The following is an 18,378-nucleotide window of genomic DNA, read 5'->3' as shown; positions in this document are numbered from 1 at the left end:
CGGTGAAGAAGCAGGTCAAGGTGACCGGAGACCACGGTCTGGGCCAGATGGTCCACGTCGTCCACATGAGCGAGGACGCCCAGGAACTGCGGGAGTTCTACGAGCGGGTGTTCGGCGCCTTCGTCTACATGGGCGTCGATGAGCCCAACTACCTTCCGGTGGAGGACCGCTATGCCACCCTTCTCATGATCGGTGACCTCTGCATCGAGACCATGGCACCGAGGATGCCGGCCGACCCCGCTCTTCCCGTGGGCAGGTTCTACACGAAGTTCGGTCGTCACCTGCACTCGGTGGGCTACAAGGTGGACGATCTTCCCGGACTCACCAGCCGCCTGCTCGAAAAGGGCATCTACGTGGGCCGGCCCGGCGGTGGCCGGCTGGCCGCGGCGGACCCGGAGACTCTCTACTGTTTCCCGAGCCCTCGGGACACGGCGGGTCTCCTGGTAGAACTCAGCCGACTCGACATGCCCAAGGACCCGCGCGACCTGGAGACATGGTCGTCGCTGGCCCGGATGTGGCGCGACCACCCCCTCTCCATCGAGCGCTTCTCCTACGTCATCCTGGGAGTGACGGATCTGGAGGCCGCCGTGAAAACATACGTCGATGTCTTCCAGGCAATCCCCGTCGCGCGCGGCACGGACCACGATCTGCGGGCGGATTACCAGACCCTGCAGCTCGGCGACTGTCTTCTGCAGATCGCACAGCCACAGGCCGCGGAGTCCGCCCTCGGCCGCCATGTGACCCGGTGGGGAAACATGATCTACGGACTCCGCTTCCTCGTCCGGAACATCGACTCCGCCGAGGCATGGCTGAACAGGAACAAGGTGCGGACCACTCGGCTCCGGGACAGCCTGATCGTCTCGGACGCAGAAGACTGCTTCGGAGTCCCGGTCTTTCTGAGCTCGGAGGGGATCGAGAAGGACCCGTTCGCGGCCTGCTGACAGCTCCACTCGCCGTCGGACGAGGGGCAGATCCGTCCCGTCCCGCGCTTCATGCCGGTACGGCAGGAACCTGCCCGTGCGGAGGCAGACGGCCACCTCACCGGCGGGCTGCCGGCCGTGCCGCATGAGAAGGGCGACGGCCGCCGCCACCGCGCTGCGACCACCGGCGATCCAGAAGACCAGCGCACGGCCGTGCCCCGTGAAGAGCACGGTGCGGGCGTCGGCGGACAGCACATGGCGGGCGAGCACGGTACCGGCCACCGTGGTGCAGACGGCACCTGCGACGCTCTGGGCCGTGAACGCCATGCCGGACGCCACCCCATCTCCGAAGGCGCGGTGGCTGCGATGACGAGATGGGACGGGGCGGAGAAGCAGAACCCGGAACCGATCCCCTCGACGGCACCGATGAGTGCGTACTCGTAGAGATGACGACGCATCAGGGCGAGGAGCGCCATGCTCACCGCAGCCGTCAGGAGACCTGCGGCCATGACGAGTCGAGGCGCCCGGCCGCGGGCGGCCCAGCCCCCGAGCGGGCCTGCGACCATGGCCGCCACCCCCTGAGGCAGCGTCACCAGGCCCGCCTGCAGCAGGCTGAGGCCGAAGGCGTGGTCGGTCCCCGCTACGGCCGGGGATTCCAGCGTCTGCGGCACGGCGTACGGGAAGACGGACACCGCCCTCGCTGACGGCCGACAGGAACACGCCCAGGCCGATCGCCAGCAGTGACGCCCCGAAGAGATCGATACGCCCCTGGTAACGAGGTGGTGTCGCGGGGAGCAACGGTACTGCGATCAGTGCCGCCACGACGGCGTATCCGAACATGAACCAGAACGGGCCCCGGTAGCCGCAACGATCGGGGCACATGGATGGGGCACGGCTCAGGCAGCGGCGGCCCCACCGAGGTAGCGGTGCAGCAGTTCTTCGCCCGCCTCTTGCGCAGGACCGGACCAGCTCGAACGGCCGCGGTGCAGGATCAGCCCCTGGTCGGCGAAGTCCAGGGCACGCCTCGCGAACTGCTCGATCATGATCACCGAAACCCCGTTGTCGCGGGCGCGGGCAAGGCTGGCGAAGACGATGTCGACCGCCTTGGGCGACAAACCCAGGGACATCTCGTCGGCGATCACCAGCCGGGGACTGACCATCAGGGCGCGAGCGAGGGACAGCATCTGCTGCTCACCGCCCGACAGCGTGCCCGCGGGCTGCCGTCGGCGCTCCGCGAGGACCGGGAAGATCTCGAATGCCCGCTCCAACCCGGGGTTCCTGGCCTGTTTGTCCGCGGTGAGTGCCATGCGCAGGTTCTCCTGGACCGTCAGCCCGGGAAACACCCCGCGCCCCTCCGGAAGGTGTAGCAGGCCCGCCCGGCGGACCCGGGGAGCCGTCAGTTTCAGCAGATCCTGACCGGCGAACTCGGCGGAGCCACCGCACGAGGGCACGAGGCCGGACAGGGTTCGGGCAAGCGTGGTCTTCCCCGCTCCGTTCGGCCCCAGGACGGCGAGCGCGCTGTTCGGCGACAGGTCGAAGGACACGTCGAAAAGTGCTTGGGCGGAGCCGTATCGCACGGCGAGATCCTTGACGCGGAGCAGAGGCGCGTCGGTACTCATGCCGGTTCTCCCTGTTCCGTGACCGGTCGCCGGAAGTCGGTGGGTGCGATCTCCTCACCGAGGTAGGCAGCCCGGACAGCCGGGTCGGCGCGAATCTGCGCCGGGGTTCCTTCGGCGATCTTGACGCCGAAATCCAGTACGTGGACGAAGTCGCTCATGCCCAGGACCAGTTCGACGTCGTGTTCCACCATGAGCAGGGAGACACCGTGGTCGCTGACAACGCGCCGGAGCGTCCCGGCCAGTTCCTCGGTCTCCCGGGGATCGAGGCCCGACGAGGGCTCGTCGAGCAGCAGGACCCCGGGGTCGACCGCGAGCGCGCGGGCCACTTCCAGCAGGCGGGCGGTGCCCAGCGGGAGTCCGGTCACGGAACGGTGCTGGACGGAGGTCAGCCCCAGGGCTCCGACCAGTTCGTCCACCCGGCTCTTCTCCTCGGCCGGCTGGGGCAGAAAACCCCGACCGGTGATCAGGTCGCTCCAGAGGCGCCGCTTGGCGTGCCTGATCCGGTGAGCCAGTTCGACGTGTTCCCGCACCGTGAGGGACGAGAAGAGCTCAGGATGCTGGAAGGTGCGGGCAAGGCCGAGGCCCGCCCGTTTCTGCGGGCTCGTCCGAGTGACGTCCCGGCCGTCCATCAGAACGCTTCCGGCAGTCGGTCTCAGCAGTCCCGAGACCACTGCGAACAGCGTGCTCTTCCCCGCGCCGTTCGGCCCGAGCAGGCCGGTGATCGAGTGCGCGGGAACCTGCAGGCAGACGTCGCGGAGTGCGATCAGGCCGCCGAACCGGACGGTGAGGTGCCGGGCCTCCAGTCTCGGTGCCGTCGTCGACGCCGAGGACGTCGGCCCGGTGCGGGACGTCGCGGTCATGGCTGGCCTCCTGTGGGCAGTTGCTGGACCTCACCGCGCGCGGACCTGTCGTGGGGTGCGGCTTCCGCGGGGTCCGGCGGGGCGGTCAGCGTCGTGGCAGCGGTCCCGGCCCACCCTGGCCGCCGTGTGAAGAGCCTGGCCAGGTTGGCGCCGGTCTGCGCCACGACTCCCTCAGGATGCGTGGCGAGACCGATCGCTCCCAGTCCGAACAGAATGGTCGGCACGTCGGCGAACTTGTCCGGCAGATAGCTCGCGAAAATGCCCGGCATCACGTACAGCACGACGCCGGCGATCAGCGCCGCGACGATCGAACGCGACCCCATGGTGACCAGGACGGCGAGCCAGACCAGGCCCAGGGAGGGATGGAACGAATCCGGCAGGGTGTACCGGAAGTTCATCGCCAGGAAGCCGCCGCCCAGCGCGGCGATGTAGGTCGCGAGAGCGGAGAGGAGCACCTTGGTCTGGATCACGCTGATACCCAGGGTCTTCGCGCCGTTCTCGCTCCAGCGGACCGCGGCCACCGCCAGCCCCGCGGTCGACCGCCGGACGTTGAGGATGACCAGGCCGACGAGCAGGAACACCGCGAGCGCCAGGTAGGCGAAGACCTGGTTGTCCTGGGCGAACGACGGGCGTTCCATCGGTTGTCCGGACCCGAAGTCGTAGAACGGGTCCTGCGTGAGGACGAGGGTCTGCACCAAGGACCCGAAGGTGAGGGTCACGAGGGCCACGTAAAGGTCGCCCAGCCGGATGGTCAGCAGTCCCAGAAGGACGCCGACCGGAACGACGAGCACCGAGCCGAGGAACACCGCGAGCAACGGCGGCCAGCTCCAGCGGTCCACGAGTTCGGCGGCCACGACCGCGCCCACGCCCGCGAAGGTGATCTGGCTGAGCCACACCATTGCGCCCTCGCCGGTGACCAGCGTGTAGGACAGCAGCGCTATGGCGGCCGCGATGCCGGCGGCTACCAGCCCGGCCCAGTAGCGGTCGAGACCGGCCGGAACCACAGCGATCACGACCACCACCGCGAGGGTCCCGATGCTCGATGAGCTGATCCTGCCCTGCGGTACCGCCGCCGTCCGCATCAGTGACGGATCGCCGCCCTGCGGACTGATGGCCCGGTCGAGTGCCCCGCCCGCGACCGCGTCCCCGGCTTCGCCGCGCACCGCGTAGTACAGGAGGAAGACCAGCATGAAGGCGAAGGGAACGCTGGGGATCACCGCAGCGGTGAACGAACTCGACGGGTCCAGGTACTTCTGTACGACGTCGGTGACGACGCCCATGGTGAGCGCCACCACGACGGCCACGGCAAGGCTCCGCAGCCGTGCCGCGATGACGGCCGCGAACGCGGCGGACATCATGTAGGTCATGCCCTCCGCGGACAGTCCGGAGGTGGGCGCCACGAGTATCCCGGCCAGGCCGGCCAGGGTGCCGCTCACCGCCCACACGCCCAGAGACACGCGGCCGGGGTTCGTGCCGCTCAGGCTGGTGAGCGCCTCGGAGTCGACCAACGCCCGCACCCTCAGACCGACTTCGGTGAAACGCAGCACACCGACGCCGACGACCAGCACCACGGCCAGGCCGATGTACGTGGCCAGTTGGTCGGCGTTGAGCACCGCGCCGAACGGGTGGAACACCGCCAAGGGCCTCGGGGCCAGGGCGGGTGCCGTGACGTTGGTCAGATGTCCGAGGACCAGCTGGACCAGTGGCGGCAGAGCCACGGAGAGCCCCACCGTGGCCATGAGCTTGACCAGCGTCGAACGAAGTCGCAGGTGCCGGAAGAGAACGGCATACAGGAGCGCTCCGAACACGGGAGCGAAGATCATCAGCGAGACGACGGCCGCCGGCGGGATCGCCCAGCCCTGCTCGGTGTTCAGGAAGTAGTAGAAGCGCGCGACCGTGAAGGCCATCGCCGCGAACGCCAGGTTGAAGACCCCCGAAGCGACGTAGGTGATGACGAGTGAGCCCGCTGCCACGGCGTAGACGGCTCCGAGGGCTAGGCCGGCGAGGACATACGAGAGCACAGGGCACTCCAGAGGGCCGGGGTTGACTCGGAAGAGACGGCGGACCGCGCCGCGGCGCGCCGTAGGACACCCGCAGCGTCCTGCAGACCTGCAATACCCGTCAATACCTCGAAGTGTTTTTGATCCGAGGTGCCCCGGCTCCAACGACAGAAGTGCTCACCAAAGCCGAAAAATCGGGTCGAGATGGTGACACGGGTGCCTCGATGCTGCATCGTACGCCCAACGGATAGTTCGATTGTTCCATACTTTTCACACCGGGGAGCGATGCCCTATGCGCAGCAAGGCCTTGGCAGCGATGGGTGCGGCGTCCGCGGTCGCCCTTTTCGCATCCGCGTGCGGAGCCGCTGACGCCGGCTCCGGGGACGGCACCGTGAAGGTAGGCGTCCTGACGACCCTGAGTGGTGCGACCAGCGCCACGTTCGCCGCGGCCCCGGACGCCGTGCGCGCCCGGTTCGAGGCGTACAGGGCCGAGGGTGGCAGGTGCGCGAAGAAGCTTGACTTCAAGGTCGTCACGGCTGACGACACGTCGAGTCCCCAGGGGGCGCTGGCCGCCGCCCAGAAGCTCGTGGGACAGGATCAGGTGCAGACCGTCCTGACCATCACGCCCTTCTTCTACGGAGCCTCTCCCTGGCTGACGACCCAGGGCAGAAGCGTGCCGGTCGTCGGCGGCGCCTTCGACGGCGCCAAGGAGTGGAAGGACACGAAGAACAACCTCTTCCCCGACGGCCCGGTCCCCGATCCCGACGGCGTGTACACGACTTCGGGTGCCTACCTCGCCGAACAGGGCGGCACCGTGGCGGCAGGTATCGCCTACAACAACGCCGCGTCGCAGCAGGGTCTCAAGAACGCCTTGGCCTCGGCCAGGGCCGCCGGTCTGCGGACGGGCTACGTCAACAACAGCGTGCCGTTCGGAAGCACCGACGTCGGCGCGCTCGTGCTGGGCGTCATCCACTCCCACGCCGACGTCCTGCAGCTGTCCATCAACCCGGACACCTCCTTCGCCGTCCTGTCAGGGCTTCGCCAGGCCGGCTACCACCTCAAAGCCGCCGTGCTGGCGACCGGGTACGGGAAGGACCTGCTGGAGTCCGCTCCGGCCGTGCAGGCGGGCCAGAGCGCCAGCTTCACCACACTGATCACGCCCAACGAGATGAAGAGCAAGGCCACCGAGCAGCTGTCGCAGGCTCTGCGGAAGTACGCCGGCTCCAAGACCGGGATCCCCAGCTTCGCCGAGCAGCAGGGCTGGCTGGCGGCCGATCTGTATCTCCACGGTCTGGAGGTCGCCGGTTGCAGCACCTCGCAGGAGAAGTTCATCTCCGATCTGCGCAAGGACACCGGCTGGAACGCCGAGGGCCTCTATCCCGAACCCGTCGACTTCACCACGGTCAAGGCGAAGAAGCAGTGTCTGTACTACGTCAAGCTGACCGGCAAGGCCTTCGTGCCCGTGCCGGGGGCCACGCCCTTGTGCGGCGAAGCCGTTGACGCGAAGTGACGGGGTCGTCCGGCCCGGTGGCGACTGCTTCCTCCGGGCCGGAACGTCCTGCTCAGCCGCGGCCCCACCACCGGGCCGCACCCGAATGTGCGCGGCATCATCACGTGGGCTGTGCCCGAACGATCGTCTTGCCGTAGATTGGGGGGCGTGTCTGGTCAGATTTAAAATTGTTTGATTACCGAATTTTGGTGGGAGGGGACGCCATGTCTCGCGAGGAAATCGCCGCGCCCGAAGGATTCAAGGCTCTCGGTGACCCGATCCGCTGGAGCATCATCCAGCAGATCGCCGAGCAGGACGAACTGGCCTGCAGCCTCCTTGAAGACACCCTGCCCGTGTCCAAGCCGACGATCTCCTATCACACCAAGATCCTTGCGCAGGCCGGGCTGATCGAAGTGCGCAAGCGGGGCCGCAACTACTTCTACGCCCTCCGCCGGGACGCTCTGCGCAGCCTCATGGACGAGCTGTGGACCATGGCCCCGGGACCGCGTCCGGTCGGGGAGGCGCCGACGCCCCGCCCCGCGCCGGAGTCGGAGCCGGCCGCCGGCGACGAGGCGTCGCAACAGACGGCTCTGCTCACCTGGTAACCCGCCGCCCGCGCCAGAGGCCACGGCGCCGCGCCGGACCGCTCCCCGGGCCAGCCCTCGACGAGCTGCGGCCGTAGCTCGCGTGCGCAGCGCGCGGCGGCAAGCCCGGCCCGTCGGCCCGCGGCGGCCTTCCTGCTCGCTGCCTCCCTCTCGGACGAGGGGCCTTCGGCGTACTCGTCGAGCACCGCCGAGTACAGACCAGGCACCCGGTGCCCCTCACCGATGAGTACCTCTCCGGTCTCCTCGCCGACATGGAGCAGCTCCTGCCCACCCGCCGCGCGAATGCCGCCTGCCTGCGACGCGCACCACAGACGCACCCGCAGCTCTTTACCGGCGAAGGGCGGAAAGTCCGCTGCAACGCCTCCTGTTGACAGCGTGTCGGGCCGCTCCGGGCCGCCCCGGTCCCAAGCCACGCACTCGGCGGCCCTGACGGATGCCCAGGCGGCGGATCCCACGAACTCCCAGTGCTCCGGACCGACGGCCAGGACCACGGACGAGCACATGCTGGATCCCACCGTCGAGGCCCGCTCCCAAACGGCGTCGGCCCGCTCGCCGACGGCATCTCCGAGTCCCCCCAGACGCCCCTGGAATCGGTCCGCCAGGCGCGTCAGGCAGGAGTGTGCCAGTTCCGGACCCGCGGAGTTCTCCAGGGCGGTGTACCCGACACCGCAGACGCGACCGCCGTCGACGTGGAGTTCACAGACCTTGGCCGGCGCACATACCTTCGCGCCTGCCGCCAGAGCCGCGGCCCGAGCCGACCAGACTCCCGCCCGAGGCCCAGGGGGCAGGCCTGGGAGGCTCGGGAACCGGCCAAGCACGGCCAGCGTGGAGCGGAGACGGGTACTGGAGCCCCTGCCGTCGAGGACGAGAACGCGTGCGCCCGCACGGGCCGCCTCGCACGCAGCGGTGGCTCCGGCCACACCGAAGCCGATCACCACCACGTCGATGTGCCCAGCAGGCGACATACACGAGCCTCCTCGCCAGTGGCTGCCCCGCTGAAGTGGATCCACGGCAACGGGATTTCAATCCGGTTAACCCGACGGCACGACCGTACGAAGAACGGTGACGCGCGTCAATGGCCTTGACGGATACTGGAGCAAGCCGTTGGTTCTGTCTGACGGCACACAGAGTCCGGGGCTGGGCCGGGCAGTTGACCCGACTCAGGCCGTCTCGCCCTCCACCACGGAGATCACCCTCGCCTCAGCGGGCAACACGGGCGGGAGGATCCCGCCGTAGGTCTCCGCGATCGCCGTTCGTATCCCGCTGAGCGACACCCGCAAGTCCACGTACACGCTGGTCAGGCGTGGCGACACGATCTGGCCGACCGGGCCGCTGTAGGTTCCGATGATCCCTACGTCCCGGGGTACGTGCACCCCGGTGCTCGCGGCCCCGAACACCAGGGCGACGGCCACCTCGTCGCTGTAGCAGGCGATTCCCAGGGGAGTCACCCGCCCACGGAGCACGGCCGCGAGCGCCGCCCGAGCACCGCCCGGTTCGAGCGGAACGTCGAAGTACGCCGGCTTGGTCAGTCCACGGCGCTCGCAGACATCCATCACGCCACCCATCCGTTCCCGGCCCCAGGTGGCGTCGCGGTGCCCGGCCTCGAACGCGTAGACGATCTCCCGGTAGCCCCGCCGGTGAAGGTGGCGGGCCTGGACACGGCCGATCGACGCGTTGAGGTCGTCCCGCGCCGTCCGCGGGCCGCCCGTGCCGATCGTCGGGGAGATGACCGGACATCCGGTGTGCTGGAACTTCAGCAACTCGTCCTCGGAGAGCGAGCCGAGGTCGACGAGTCCTGCCGGCCGCAACGCCTCCACGAGGTTGTGCAGGCGCGTGGAGGTGACTTGGGCGCTCTCGGCCCGGCTGACATGCACTACGACGGTGAAGCCGAGCTTCTCCAGGTCCCCCGAGACCAGGTCGACTATGTCCTGGAGGTTGGTCAGCGTCGTGGGCGGTGCCACCAGGATGACGAAGTCGCTGCGCCCCATCGCCAGAGCCCGTCCGGCGGCCGAGCGGACGTATCCGAGTTCAGCGGCGGCCTGGCGGACCTTGTCGACGGTCTCCGGAAGGAACCGTTCGACCTGGCCGTTGAGGACGTGGCTCACCGTCGCCCGGGAGACCCCGGCGTGCCGTGCCACGTCGGCGCTCGTCGCCGACCGGGCTCGGTCCCCGGCGGCCGTGTCCGTCGGGCGCCCCGCGGTCGGCATGCCACCTCCTGGCTCGCAGCGTCGGTCGAGCAGGCTATCGCATGCGGACAACCCTGCCAGAAGGTACTCGTGCCCAGCAGGGCGCGGGAATCAGGAGGTGCACGCTGCGTTCGGGCCGCCACTGGTCGTGGGACGCTCATGCCAGGAGTTCGACGAGTGTGGCGTTCGCCGAGCCGCCTCCTTCGCACATCGTCTGAAGGCCGTATCGGATCCCCTGGGCACGCATGTGGTGCACCATGCGCGTCATGAGGATCGCGCCGGTGGCGCCCAGCGGGTGACCGAGCGCTATCGCTCCGCCGAGGGGGTTCACCAGGGCGGGCTCCGCCCCGGTCTCCGCCAGCCAGGCCAGCGGGATCGGGGCGAACGCCTCGTTCACCTCGAACACCCCTACCTCGTCAAGGCGTACACCGGTCTTGCGCAGCACCCGCTCGGTCGCCGGGATGGGTCCGGTGAGCATGAGTACCGGGTCGGAGCCCACGACCGCACCGCCGCGGTAGCGCACGATGGGAGTGAGGCCGAGTTCTCGCGCCTTGTCGGGGGTGGTCACGAGCAGCGCGGCCGCTCCGTCGGTGATCGGTGACGAGTTGCCCGCGTGAATCAGACCGTCGTCGAGGAAGGCGGGCTTGAGTGCGGCCAGCGTCTCCACGGACGTGCCGCGCCGCACCCCCTCGTCGGCCGAGACGGTGGCCCCGTCCCTGGTGACCGGCGCGATCTGGGCGTCGAACGCCCCCGTGTCCTGAGCCGCAGCGGCTCTCGCGTGCGAGAGTGCGGCGTACTCGTCGAGTCGCTTCCTGCTGAAGCCCCACTTCCGTGCGATCCTCTCGGCGGACAGGCCCTGGTTGAAGGTGAAGCCGTCGTAGCGTTCCAGTGCCCGGGGCCCGAAGGGCGTACCGCCCGCCCTCGACGCACCCATCGGGACGTGGCTCATCACCTCCACTCCCCCGGCGACCACGACGTCCTGCTGCCCGGACATGACCGCTTGGGCGGCGAAGTCAAGGGCCTGCTGGCTGGATCCGCAGGCGCGGTTCACGGTCGTCCCGGGGACCGTCTCCGGCCAGCCGGCCGCCAGCACGGCATAGCGCGCGATGTTGCTCGACTGATCCCCGACCTGTGAGACGCAGCCCCAGACCACGTCGTCCACGACCCGTGGATCCACACCGGACCGCTGCGCCAGGGCGTTGAGGACCTCGGCCGAGAGATCCACGGGATGCCAACCGGACAGGCCGCCCTGCCGTTTGCCCACGGCGGTACGTACCGCCTCGACGATGACGGCTTCACGCATCGGCAACCTCCACGGACGAAATGGACGACATGGACGACTCGGATCGGCGCCGGTCGCTGCCCGGCGCCCAGCGCCCCGTGAACCGGGGCTCTCGCTTTTCGAGGAACGCCGCGTACGCCTCGGGGGCGTCCGTCGTGGCGAGATTCGCGGACTGCGCGCGGCCCTCGCTCGCCAGCGCGTCCCGCAGCGTGCGGTCGGCGCCTTCGTTGAGCAGTGCCTTGGTCTGGGCGAGCGCGACGGGCGGTCCCTGCGCCAGCCGCTCCCCCAACCGGTCCACGAAGGCGTCGATCTCAGGGCCTGGTACCACCCAGGTCACCAGGTTCAGGGACCTGGCCTCCTGCGCGTCGATGAAGTCCCCCAGCAGAGCGAGCCGCTTGGCCTGTTGCAGTCCGGCCAGTTTCGGCAGCAGCCAGGAACCTCCGCAGTCGGGTGACAGGCCGCGGCGCGCGAAGATCTGGGAGAACCTCGACTCGGGCGTCGCGACGACGAAGTCGCAGCCGAGCGCGAGGTTCCAGCCCGCCCCCACCGCCACGCCGGTCACCTTGGCGATCGTGGGCACCGGGAGTTCGTGCAACATCAGCGCGACGTCGGTGAGCGGGCGCATCCGTCGCAGCGGATGGAGGTCGGCCTCGACAGCCGAGAGATCGGCACCGGAACTGAACTGGTCTCCCGCGCCCGTGATCACCACCGCCCGGGTCCGGGAGTCGTCGCGCACGACAGCGAGTTCGCTCCGCAGGGCCTCCCACAGTTCACGGTTGATCGCGTTCTTCCGGTGCGGTCGGTTCAAGGTCAGGGTCCGTATTCCCGCTCGCTCCTCGGTCAGCAGTACAGACGCAGTCACAGGGATCTCTCCTCGTCGGTCCGGTCGGAACCCGTCGCCGCGGGGCACGAAGTCGTCGGCCGGGAGTCGTGCCGGCCGCGGGCCGGGCCCGGCACACGGTCTCCCAAGATGCCTCGGTGCCGGGCACAGCCGGTGACGGGCGGCTCACATCACCAGGCCGCCGTCCACCGGCAGCACCTGTCCGGTGATGAACGACGCGGCGTCCGAGGCCAGGAACACGAAGGCGCCGGCGACCTCCTCGGGTTCCGCCCAGCGTCGCAACGGGATGCGAGCGAGCATGTGTGCGGCGAATTTCTCGTCCGTGCGGATGGTCTCGGTCATGGGTGTTGCCGCCAGCGGGGCGATCGCGTTGACGAGGATCTTCTTGCGTGCCAGCTCCCGCGCCAGGGACTTGGTCATACCGATGACACCCGCCTTGGCAACGGAGTAGTTGACCTGGCCCAGCGTGCCGGTGATCCCGGCCGCAGACGTGACGTTGATGATCCGTCCGGTGCCGTCCACCGGGAGATACGGCAGCGCTGCCTGAGAACAGTGGAACGCCCCCAGCACATGTGTGTCGACGACTCCCCGGAACGACGTCTCATCGATGTCGGCGAACATCGCGGGGGCCGTGACACCAGCGTTGTTCACCAGAATGTGCAGACTGCCGTTGGACCGCGCAGCGGCGCGGGCCGCGGCCTCGCTCGCGGCGTCGCGGTCGCGCACGTCCAAGGCCGCGGCATCGGCCTTGCCTCCGGCGGCGTTGATCCGCTCGGCGATCGCCGCCGCGGCGGCTGGATCGACATCGGTGACCAGCACCGACGCTCCGGCCGCAGCCAGGGCTCCGGCGACTGCGGCGCCGATTCCGCCGCCGGCACCGGTCACCAGCGCCGACCGGCCGGTCAGTTCGAACCGTTCGTTCCCGTAGACCATCCTCGTCCTCCTCGAATCCGGTCGCCGGCGCCCCGCCGGTCAGTCGTTCACGAGGCTGCGGCGGCGTGGCGCCGGTTGCGCACGGCCACGGACACCTGACAGCGAGCGTGTGATCAATTGCGCATGTAGAAGCCGCCGGACACGTTGAGGATCTCTCCGGTGATGAAGGCGGCCCGCTCGGAGGCGAGGAAGGCCGCGGCCTCCACGACGTCGTCGGCCGTGCCGGCCCGGCCCAGGGGGATGTCGGGCAACACCCGCTCGATGAGCTGTGGCCGGATGTCCGTGAACCTGGTACCGGTCACCAGACCGAGCGCCACCGCGTTGCAGCGGATGTTGTGCGGTCCGCCCACCCTGGCGATCTGGCGGGTCATGGTGTTGAGCCCGCCCTTGGCCACCGCGTAGGGCAGTTCACCCGAGCCGGCCGCGAGGTCCGCGCCGATCGAGGAGATGTTGACGATCGCCCCGCCCCCGGCCTCGCGCATGCCGGGCAGAGCGAGCCGTGTGGTGTTGAACGGCCCGGTGAGGTCCACGTCGATGACGCGGTCCCAGTCGGCGAAGTCGTACTCGAAGATGTCACCGAGGACGTTCCAGGCGGCGTTGTTCACGAGTATCCGGACGGTTCCGTACTTGCGGCCGACCTCGTCGAGGACCTCGGCCACCCTGGCCCGGTCGGTGACGTCCATCGGGTACCCCGCCACCGTGGCGTCGTGGTCCCTGCCGATCGCCTCGGCCACCTGCTGTGTCCGCCGCTCATGGGAGTCGGTCACGATGACGGTGGCCCCGCCCGCCGCGAACCGGCGTGCGATTCCCTGCCCGATGCCGTCTCCTGCGGCCCCTGTCACCAGCGCGACCCGGCCTGCAAACTCTGGCTCCACGTTCAGTTCAGCCCCTTCCGCACCACTGGGAGCGAGGCCCCGGCAGATCGTCCTGTGCTCCCGGTGACGGAGTGTCGGACTCACGGGACCCAGCGTCGAATCTTCTAAAAAATAGCATGGTTTCGTAGGCTGTCACATGAGTGCACCGAGGACGCCAATCTATTAAAGTTTTAGTTCATTGAGAGTCTTTCCGTTGGGAGGCTGCATGAAGACGTCGACCTCGGCGGCAACGGTGGCGCGTATCCCGGCCGGCGCGACGGTGGTGGTGGCGCCGGCGTGCGGCACACCGACGTCGCTGCTCGCGACCCTCGCCGACGAGGCGGGCCCTCGGGGTGTCACCTTGCTCGCCGGGCTGCTCCTCGATCCGGAGGTCCTGCTGCCCGCTCTCGACCGCGGAGCTCTCCGGCTCCGGACCTGGCACCCCACCGCCGCACTCGCACACCAACTGGACCAGGGCACCGCCGAGTACATACCACTGCGCGCTTCCGCCGTACCGTCACAGCTGCGTGCGTGGTCGCCCGATGTCGCCATGGTCCGCGTCTCGCCGCCCGATCGTCACGGCTGGTGCAGTCTGGGGGCGTCGGCCGGCTACGCACGCGCCGCTCTGGCCACGGCCGGGACCAGGATCGCCGAGATCGATCCCGCCGTCCCGCACACCTTCGGCGACACGCCGGTTCACCTCTCGTGCTTCGACGCGGTCACCGAGTCCACGACTCCCATGCCCGTCCATCCACCGGCGCGGCAGACAGAGGTGACCCGGGCGATCGCCGGACACGTACTGGAGCTGCTGCCGTCGAAGCCCACGCTCCAGCTCGGAATCGGCACGGTGCCCGAGGCGCTCCTCGGCGCGCTCGCCGATGCGGAGCTGGGCGGGCTGCGGTTCGTCGGCATGGGTTCGGACGGCATGGCCGACCTCTTCGAGCGCGGCTTGCTCGATCTGGACCTGGGCCGCGCAGGCCCGGCGATCAGCACCCCCGACATCCTCGGCACCAGACGCGTCATGGACTTCGCCGACGGCAACCCGGCCGTGGGCGTCTTCGAGTCGGCCACCGCGCACACACCGGCCCTTCTCGCACACCACGACCGGCTGGTCTCGGTCAATTCCGCCATCGAGGTGGACGTGTCCGGACAGGTCAATGCGGAGCTGGTCCGCGGCCGTCGGATCTCCGGAGTCGGGGGCAGCATCGACTTCGTCGAGGCGGCCACTCACTCCCCGGGCGGACTGCGGATCATCGCGCTGCCGTCGACGACACCGGACGGCACGACCTCGCGCATCGTCGCCCGCCTGGCCGAGAGCACGCCGACGAGCCTGCCGAAGGCGATGGTCGACGTGGTCGTGACCGAGCACGGCGTCGCCCGGCTCGCCGGCCTGTCGATGCGCGAGCGGGCCGAGTCACTGGCGAACATCGCCGCCCCACAGCATCGAGAGACGATCGCGGCCGGAAAGGCGGACCTGCGATGACCGTTCATCAGCGCAGAGGGCGCTACCTCGAGGAACTGCACCCAGGCGACGTGTTCGAGCACCGTCCCGGACGGACGATCACCGAGGCCGACAATCTGCTGCTCTCGGTGCTGTCGATGAACACCCAGAGCCTGCACCTGGATGCCGAGTTCGCGGCCCACCAGGAGTTCGGTCAGCGCCTCGTCAACAGTATGTTCACTCTGGCCACCGTGGTCGGCCTGAGCGTCGCGGACCTCACCGACGGCACGACGGTGGGAAACCTCGGCTTCGAGAAGGTCACCTTCCCCGCGCCCGTCTTCATCGGCGACACCGTCTACGCGAGCACCGAGGTCGTGAGTGTCCGGCCGTCAAGAAGCCGACCGGGGCAGGGAATCGTGATGTTCGAGCACTCGGGCCGCAATCAGCGCGGCGTCCTCGTCTGCGCGGCGCGGCGCGCCGCGCTCGTCCTTCGAGCACCCGCGGAGACCGGCGTCGACCAGTCGGAACAGTGATGGGCCATCCAGGAGGACAGGTATGTCGACCAGTGCAGTGAGCACACCGCTGAAGGTCGGTTCGGCGAAACTGCCGTCGCGCGTGACGGTGTTCGAGGTCGGGCCCCGTGACGGCCTTCAGAACGAGGCGACGCCAGTGCCCGTCGAGGTCAAGGCGGAATTCGTCGAACGCCTCGTCGACGCGGGTGTACGAGCCCTCGAACTGACATCACTGGTGCGTCCCGACCGGGTACCACAACTTGCCGACGCAGAGGAGCTGCTGCGCCGGCTGGACCTCCCGGAGGAGGTGCGGACAGTGGTGCTGACGCCGAACGAGAAGGCCGTTCGCCGTGCCGTCGACGCGGGCGTGCGGGAGATAGCCGTGTTCGCCAGCTGCACCGAGACCTTCTCTCGGCGCAACCTGGGACGCTCCGTCGACGAGAGTCTCCGCATGTTCGAGCCTGTGGTCGAGTACGCACGCCGCAACGGCCTTGCCGTGCGCGGCTACTTCTCCATGGCGTGCGGCGACCCGTGGGAAGGTGCGGTTCCCGTCGAACAAGCGGTGGCGGTCGCCCGTCGTCTCGACGACCTGGGATGCACCGAGCTCTCGCTCGGCGACACGATCGGGGTGGGCACGCCCGGACAGACCGTCGCGCTGATCGACGCCGTCGTGGCGGCCGGCATCGGCATGGACCGGCTCGCCGTGCACCTGCACGACACCTACGGTCAGGCACTCGCCAACGCCTCCGCCGCCATCACCCGAGGCGTCACAGTCGTCGACGCCTCGGCCGGCGGACTCGGCGGATGCCCCTTCGCCGGCTCGTCGACCGGGAACCTGGCCACCGAGGACCTCCTGTGGCATCTCCATGGCCTGGGTATCGAGACCGGCATCGACCTGCACGCGCTCGCCGGGACGTCGGCCTGGCTGGCCGGGCACCTGGGACGTCCCTCGCCCTCACGGGCGGCACAGGCGATCACGCAGGCGATGACGTAGCACAACGAGCGGGGGCGGGACCGTTCGCCGGCCGAAGGGCAGACGGTCCCGCACTCGTTCAGGAATCCGCCGGACGCCACCCGTCGGCAAGCCTGATGACCTGACGTGCCCACGGTGACGGCGGCACCTGGCCCACGGTGATCATCGCCCGCAACGGTGCGGACTGGCGGTCGACCAGCTCGACCAGGGTGCCGTCCCCCATCGCGTGGTAGGCCCAGGACACCGGCGACACCCCGTCGGCCACTCCGCCTCTGACCAGTGGGACCCCGAGAGCGGCGAGCGCCCGCGATGCCGCGCTGAGGTCGTCGACGTAGTAGCCCAGATGGTGCAGGCCGGTCCCGGCCGGGGGTACGAGATGGGTACCGGGCACCGCTTCCAGCAGCTCGATCTGGGGATGCTGTTCACGGGAGACCGCCATGCGCAACGGCGGCACCGAGTCGTCCTGGGTGGCGGCCTCCCTGGTCGGCAGCACGCCGTCGAGGATCACGGAGAACGTGTAACCGAACGCCTTGTGGTACTGCTCCACCGCGGCTTCGAGGTTCCGTACGACGAAGCAGATCTCGAACATGTCGCCAGGGACGATCATCCTCGGCTCCCTTCCGCCGCCTCCGCGGCCATGGGTGGTCCTCGACCAGGGCGAGCGGGCGAACCCGCTGCGTGTCACGCGCCGCGCAGTCCCAGGAGCTGGTCGGCGACGATGTTCCGCTGGATCTCGGCCGTGCCGCCGTACACGGACGCCGCCCGTGAGTACATGTACGACGAGCGCAGCCACACCGCCTCGTCGGTGTCCGCGAACTCGAGTACGCCGTCGAGCGAGGTCCGGACCAGATCGAACAGCTCCTGCTCGGCCGTCGCCATGAGGATCTTGTCGATCGAGGTCTCGGGGGTCTCGATGCCGTCGGCCGCCAGCCGGTGCTGTGTCGTCCAGCTGCGCGCCCGCAGAGCCGCGACGGTGGCGAACAGCCGCCCTACCGCCTCGTCATCGGCGGCGGTGAGGCCCGCCGTGCCCGCCAGGCGCTCCAGCTCTTCGAGGAGCCAGGCCGAGAGCATCCAGAAGATTCCACCACGTTCGGACCGCAGCATCCGCATCGCGACGGACCAGCCGCCGTTGACCTCACCGATCACGCGGTCCTTGGGCACCCGGACCGAGTCGAAGAAGGTCTCCGAGAACTCCGCCATGTCGTTGATCCCGTGCAGAGGGCGGACCGTCATCCCCGGCGAGCCCATGTCGACGAGCAGCGCGGTGATCCCGCGGTGGCGGTCTTCGGTGGTGCCGGTACGCGCCAGCAGGACCATGCGCGACGCGAACTGGGCGTAACTCGTCCAGAGTTTCTGCCCGTCGACGACCCAGTGGTCGCCGGCGTCGACCGCCCGGCAACGCAGCGACGCGAGATCGCTGCCGGCCTCCGGCTCCGAGAACCCCTGGCACCAGCCCTCCGTGCCGTCGAGGAACGGCGTGATGTACCGCCGTGCCAAGTCGGGCGCGGCCTCGATCACGGTCGGACCGAGGACCTCGCCGACCGCGGCGAGGGTGTCGTAGTACAGCCCCCGCCGGGCGGCTTCCTCCGTCACGGCAGCCCTGAACAGACGCGAGCCGCCCATGCCCCCGACCGACTCCGGCCAGCCGTGCCGGAGCCAGCCCGCCTGCCACAGCCGGTGTTGGTTGGCCCGGCTCCGCGCCACCTCGCCGGCCAGCGACATGCCGGCGGCACGCCGCGGGAAGAAGGCGTCGTTCTCATCGAGCCACGCCGTCAGCTCGGTCTGGAAACGCCCAAGGCCCCCAGGCCCGTCATACGGGCCGGTCTTCGCTGTCATCGATCCCGAACCTCTCGGCCGTGGCGC

General features: G+C 69.3%; 16 protein-coding genes and 1 pseudogene. 6 read left to right on the top strand and 11 right to left on the bottom strand.

Annotated elements, in window-relative coordinates:
• Window positions 1-2: 2 nt before the first annotated feature.
• Window positions 3-941, top strand: a complete 939-nt coding sequence (locus IEZ11_RS09270; protein ID WP_189262131.1) for a VOC family protein — start codon at window positions 3-5, stop codon at window positions 939-941.
• Window positions 942-1,816: 875 nt separating this feature from the next.
• Here IEZ11_RS09270 and IEZ11_RS09265 read toward each other — a convergent pair.
• The 3 genes from IEZ11_RS09265 to IEZ11_RS09255 are packed head-to-tail and all read right to left on the bottom strand — an operon-like array spanning window position 1,817 to window position 5,420.
• The gene (locus IEZ11_RS09265; protein WP_189262130.1) at window positions 1,817-2,539 is read right to left on the bottom strand and encodes an ABC transporter ATP-binding protein; all 723 of its coding nucleotides are present in this window, start codon (window positions 2,537-2,539) and stop codon (window positions 1,817-1,819) included.
• Window positions 2,536-3,399, bottom strand: a complete 864-nt coding sequence (locus tag IEZ11_RS09260) for an ABC transporter ATP-binding protein (protein ID WP_189262129.1) — start codon at window positions 3,397-3,399, stop codon at window positions 2,536-2,538. Before IEZ11_RS09260 ends, IEZ11_RS09265 begins: the two co-directional genes overlap by 4 nt.
• The gene (locus IEZ11_RS09255; RefSeq protein WP_189262128.1) at window positions 3,396-5,420 is read right to left on the bottom strand and encodes a branched-chain amino acid ABC transporter permease; all 2,025 of its coding nucleotides are present in this window, start codon (window positions 5,418-5,420) and stop codon (window positions 3,396-3,398) included. The genes IEZ11_RS09260 and IEZ11_RS09255 overlap by 4 nt, the downstream gene beginning before the upstream one ends.
• Before the next feature lie 370 nt (window positions 5,421-5,790).
• Here IEZ11_RS09255 and IEZ11_RS09250 point away from each other — a divergent pair, with 370 nt between their 5' ends.
• Together IEZ11_RS09250 and IEZ11_RS50655 are read left to right on the top strand one after the other, a co-directional pair.
• A complete protein-coding gene (locus IEZ11_RS09250; RefSeq protein WP_189262127.1) occupies window positions 5,791-6,909 on the top strand; it encodes an ABC transporter substrate-binding protein in 1,119 nt (372 codons plus the stop codon).
• 203 nt (window positions 6,910-7,112) lie between these two features.
• Window positions 7,113-7,493: an ArsR/SmtB family transcription factor gene (locus IEZ11_RS50655; RefSeq protein WP_229712906.1), complete on the top strand. Its 381-nt coding sequence runs from the start codon at window positions 7,113-7,115 to the stop codon at window positions 7,491-7,493.
• A gap of 698 nt (window positions 7,494-8,191) precedes the next feature.
• Here the strand turns inward: IEZ11_RS50655 and IEZ11_RS52390 are convergent.
• From IEZ11_RS52390 to IEZ11_RS09220, 6 genes and pseudogenes are all read right to left on the bottom strand, one after another.
• Window positions 8,192-8,458, bottom strand: a pseudogene (locus IEZ11_RS52390) (FAD-binding protein); the annotation flags it as partial.
• Window positions 8,459-8,653: 195 nt separating this feature from the next.
• Complete coding sequence (locus IEZ11_RS09240) at window positions 8,654-9,700, bottom strand: LacI family DNA-binding transcriptional regulator (protein WP_189262125.1); 1,047 nt, start codon at window positions 9,698-9,700, stop codon at window positions 8,654-8,656.
• A gap of 136 nt (window positions 9,701-9,836) precedes the next feature.
• Window positions 9,837-10,982: a thiolase family protein gene (locus IEZ11_RS09235; protein ID WP_189262124.1), complete on the bottom strand. Its 1,146-nt coding sequence runs from the start codon at window positions 10,980-10,982 to the stop codon at window positions 9,837-9,839.
• Complete coding sequence (locus IEZ11_RS09230; protein WP_189262123.1) at window positions 10,975-11,823, bottom strand: enoyl-CoA hydratase/isomerase family protein; 849 nt, start codon at window positions 11,821-11,823, stop codon at window positions 10,975-10,977. The genes IEZ11_RS09235 and IEZ11_RS09230 overlap by 8 nt, the downstream gene beginning before the upstream one ends.
• A 144-nt stretch (window positions 11,824-11,967) precedes the next feature.
• Window positions 11,968-12,735 (bottom strand): SDR family NAD(P)-dependent oxidoreductase, encoded by a 768-nt coding sequence (locus IEZ11_RS09225; protein WP_189262122.1) that lies wholly within the window; start codon window positions 12,733-12,735, stop codon window positions 11,968-11,970.
• Between the two features lie 113 nt (window positions 12,736-12,848).
• Entirely contained in the window at window positions 12,849-13,610 is a 762-nt protein-coding gene (locus IEZ11_RS09220; RefSeq protein ID WP_189262121.1) for an SDR family NAD(P)-dependent oxidoreductase, read from the bottom strand.
• A gap of 205 nt (window positions 13,611-13,815) precedes the next feature.
• Between IEZ11_RS09220 and IEZ11_RS09215 the strand changes: the two genes are divergently transcribed.
• From IEZ11_RS09215 to IEZ11_RS09205, 3 genes are read left to right on the top strand one after another with little or no spacing between them, the layout of a single operon-like run.
• Window positions 13,816-15,072 (top strand): acetyl-CoA hydrolase/transferase family protein, encoded by a 1,257-nt coding sequence (locus IEZ11_RS09215; RefSeq protein ID WP_189262120.1) that lies wholly within the window; start codon window positions 13,816-13,818, stop codon window positions 15,070-15,072.
• On the top strand, window positions 15,069-15,563 hold the full coding sequence (locus IEZ11_RS09210) for a MaoC family dehydratase (RefSeq protein ID WP_189262119.1): 495 nt from the start codon (window positions 15,069-15,071) through the stop codon (window positions 15,561-15,563). The genes IEZ11_RS09215 and IEZ11_RS09210 overlap by 4 nt, the downstream gene beginning before the upstream one ends.
• 22 nt (window positions 15,564-15,585) lie before the next feature.
• Window positions 15,586-16,536, top strand: coding sequence for a hydroxymethylglutaryl-CoA lyase (locus IEZ11_RS09205; RefSeq protein WP_189262118.1), 951 nt, complete (start codon window positions 15,586-15,588; stop codon window positions 16,534-16,536).
• Window positions 16,537-16,594: 58 nt separating this feature from the next.
• Here IEZ11_RS09205 and IEZ11_RS09200 read toward each other — a convergent pair whose 3' ends face one another.
• Both IEZ11_RS09200 and IEZ11_RS09195 read right to left on the bottom strand, forming a co-directional pair.
• Window positions 16,595-17,122, bottom strand: a complete 528-nt coding sequence (locus IEZ11_RS09200) for a VOC family protein (RefSeq protein ID WP_189262117.1) — start codon at window positions 17,120-17,122, stop codon at window positions 16,595-16,597.
• A gap of 74 nt (window positions 17,123-17,196) precedes the next feature.
• Complete coding sequence (locus IEZ11_RS09195) at window positions 17,197-18,351, bottom strand: acyl-CoA dehydrogenase family protein (RefSeq protein WP_189262116.1); 1,155 nt, start codon at window positions 18,349-18,351, stop codon at window positions 17,197-17,199.
• Window positions 18,352-18,378: the final 27 nt, after the last annotated feature.

Origin of the sequence: Streptomyces fuscichromogenes (assembly GCF_014645815.1) — a bacterium.
GTDB lineage: Bacteria > Actinomycetota > Actinomycetes > Streptomycetales > Streptomycetaceae > Streptomyces > Streptomyces fuscichromogenes.
The sequence above is the reverse complement of the archived record's forward strand: the minus strand, read 5'-3'. Positions and strand labels throughout refer to the sequence as shown.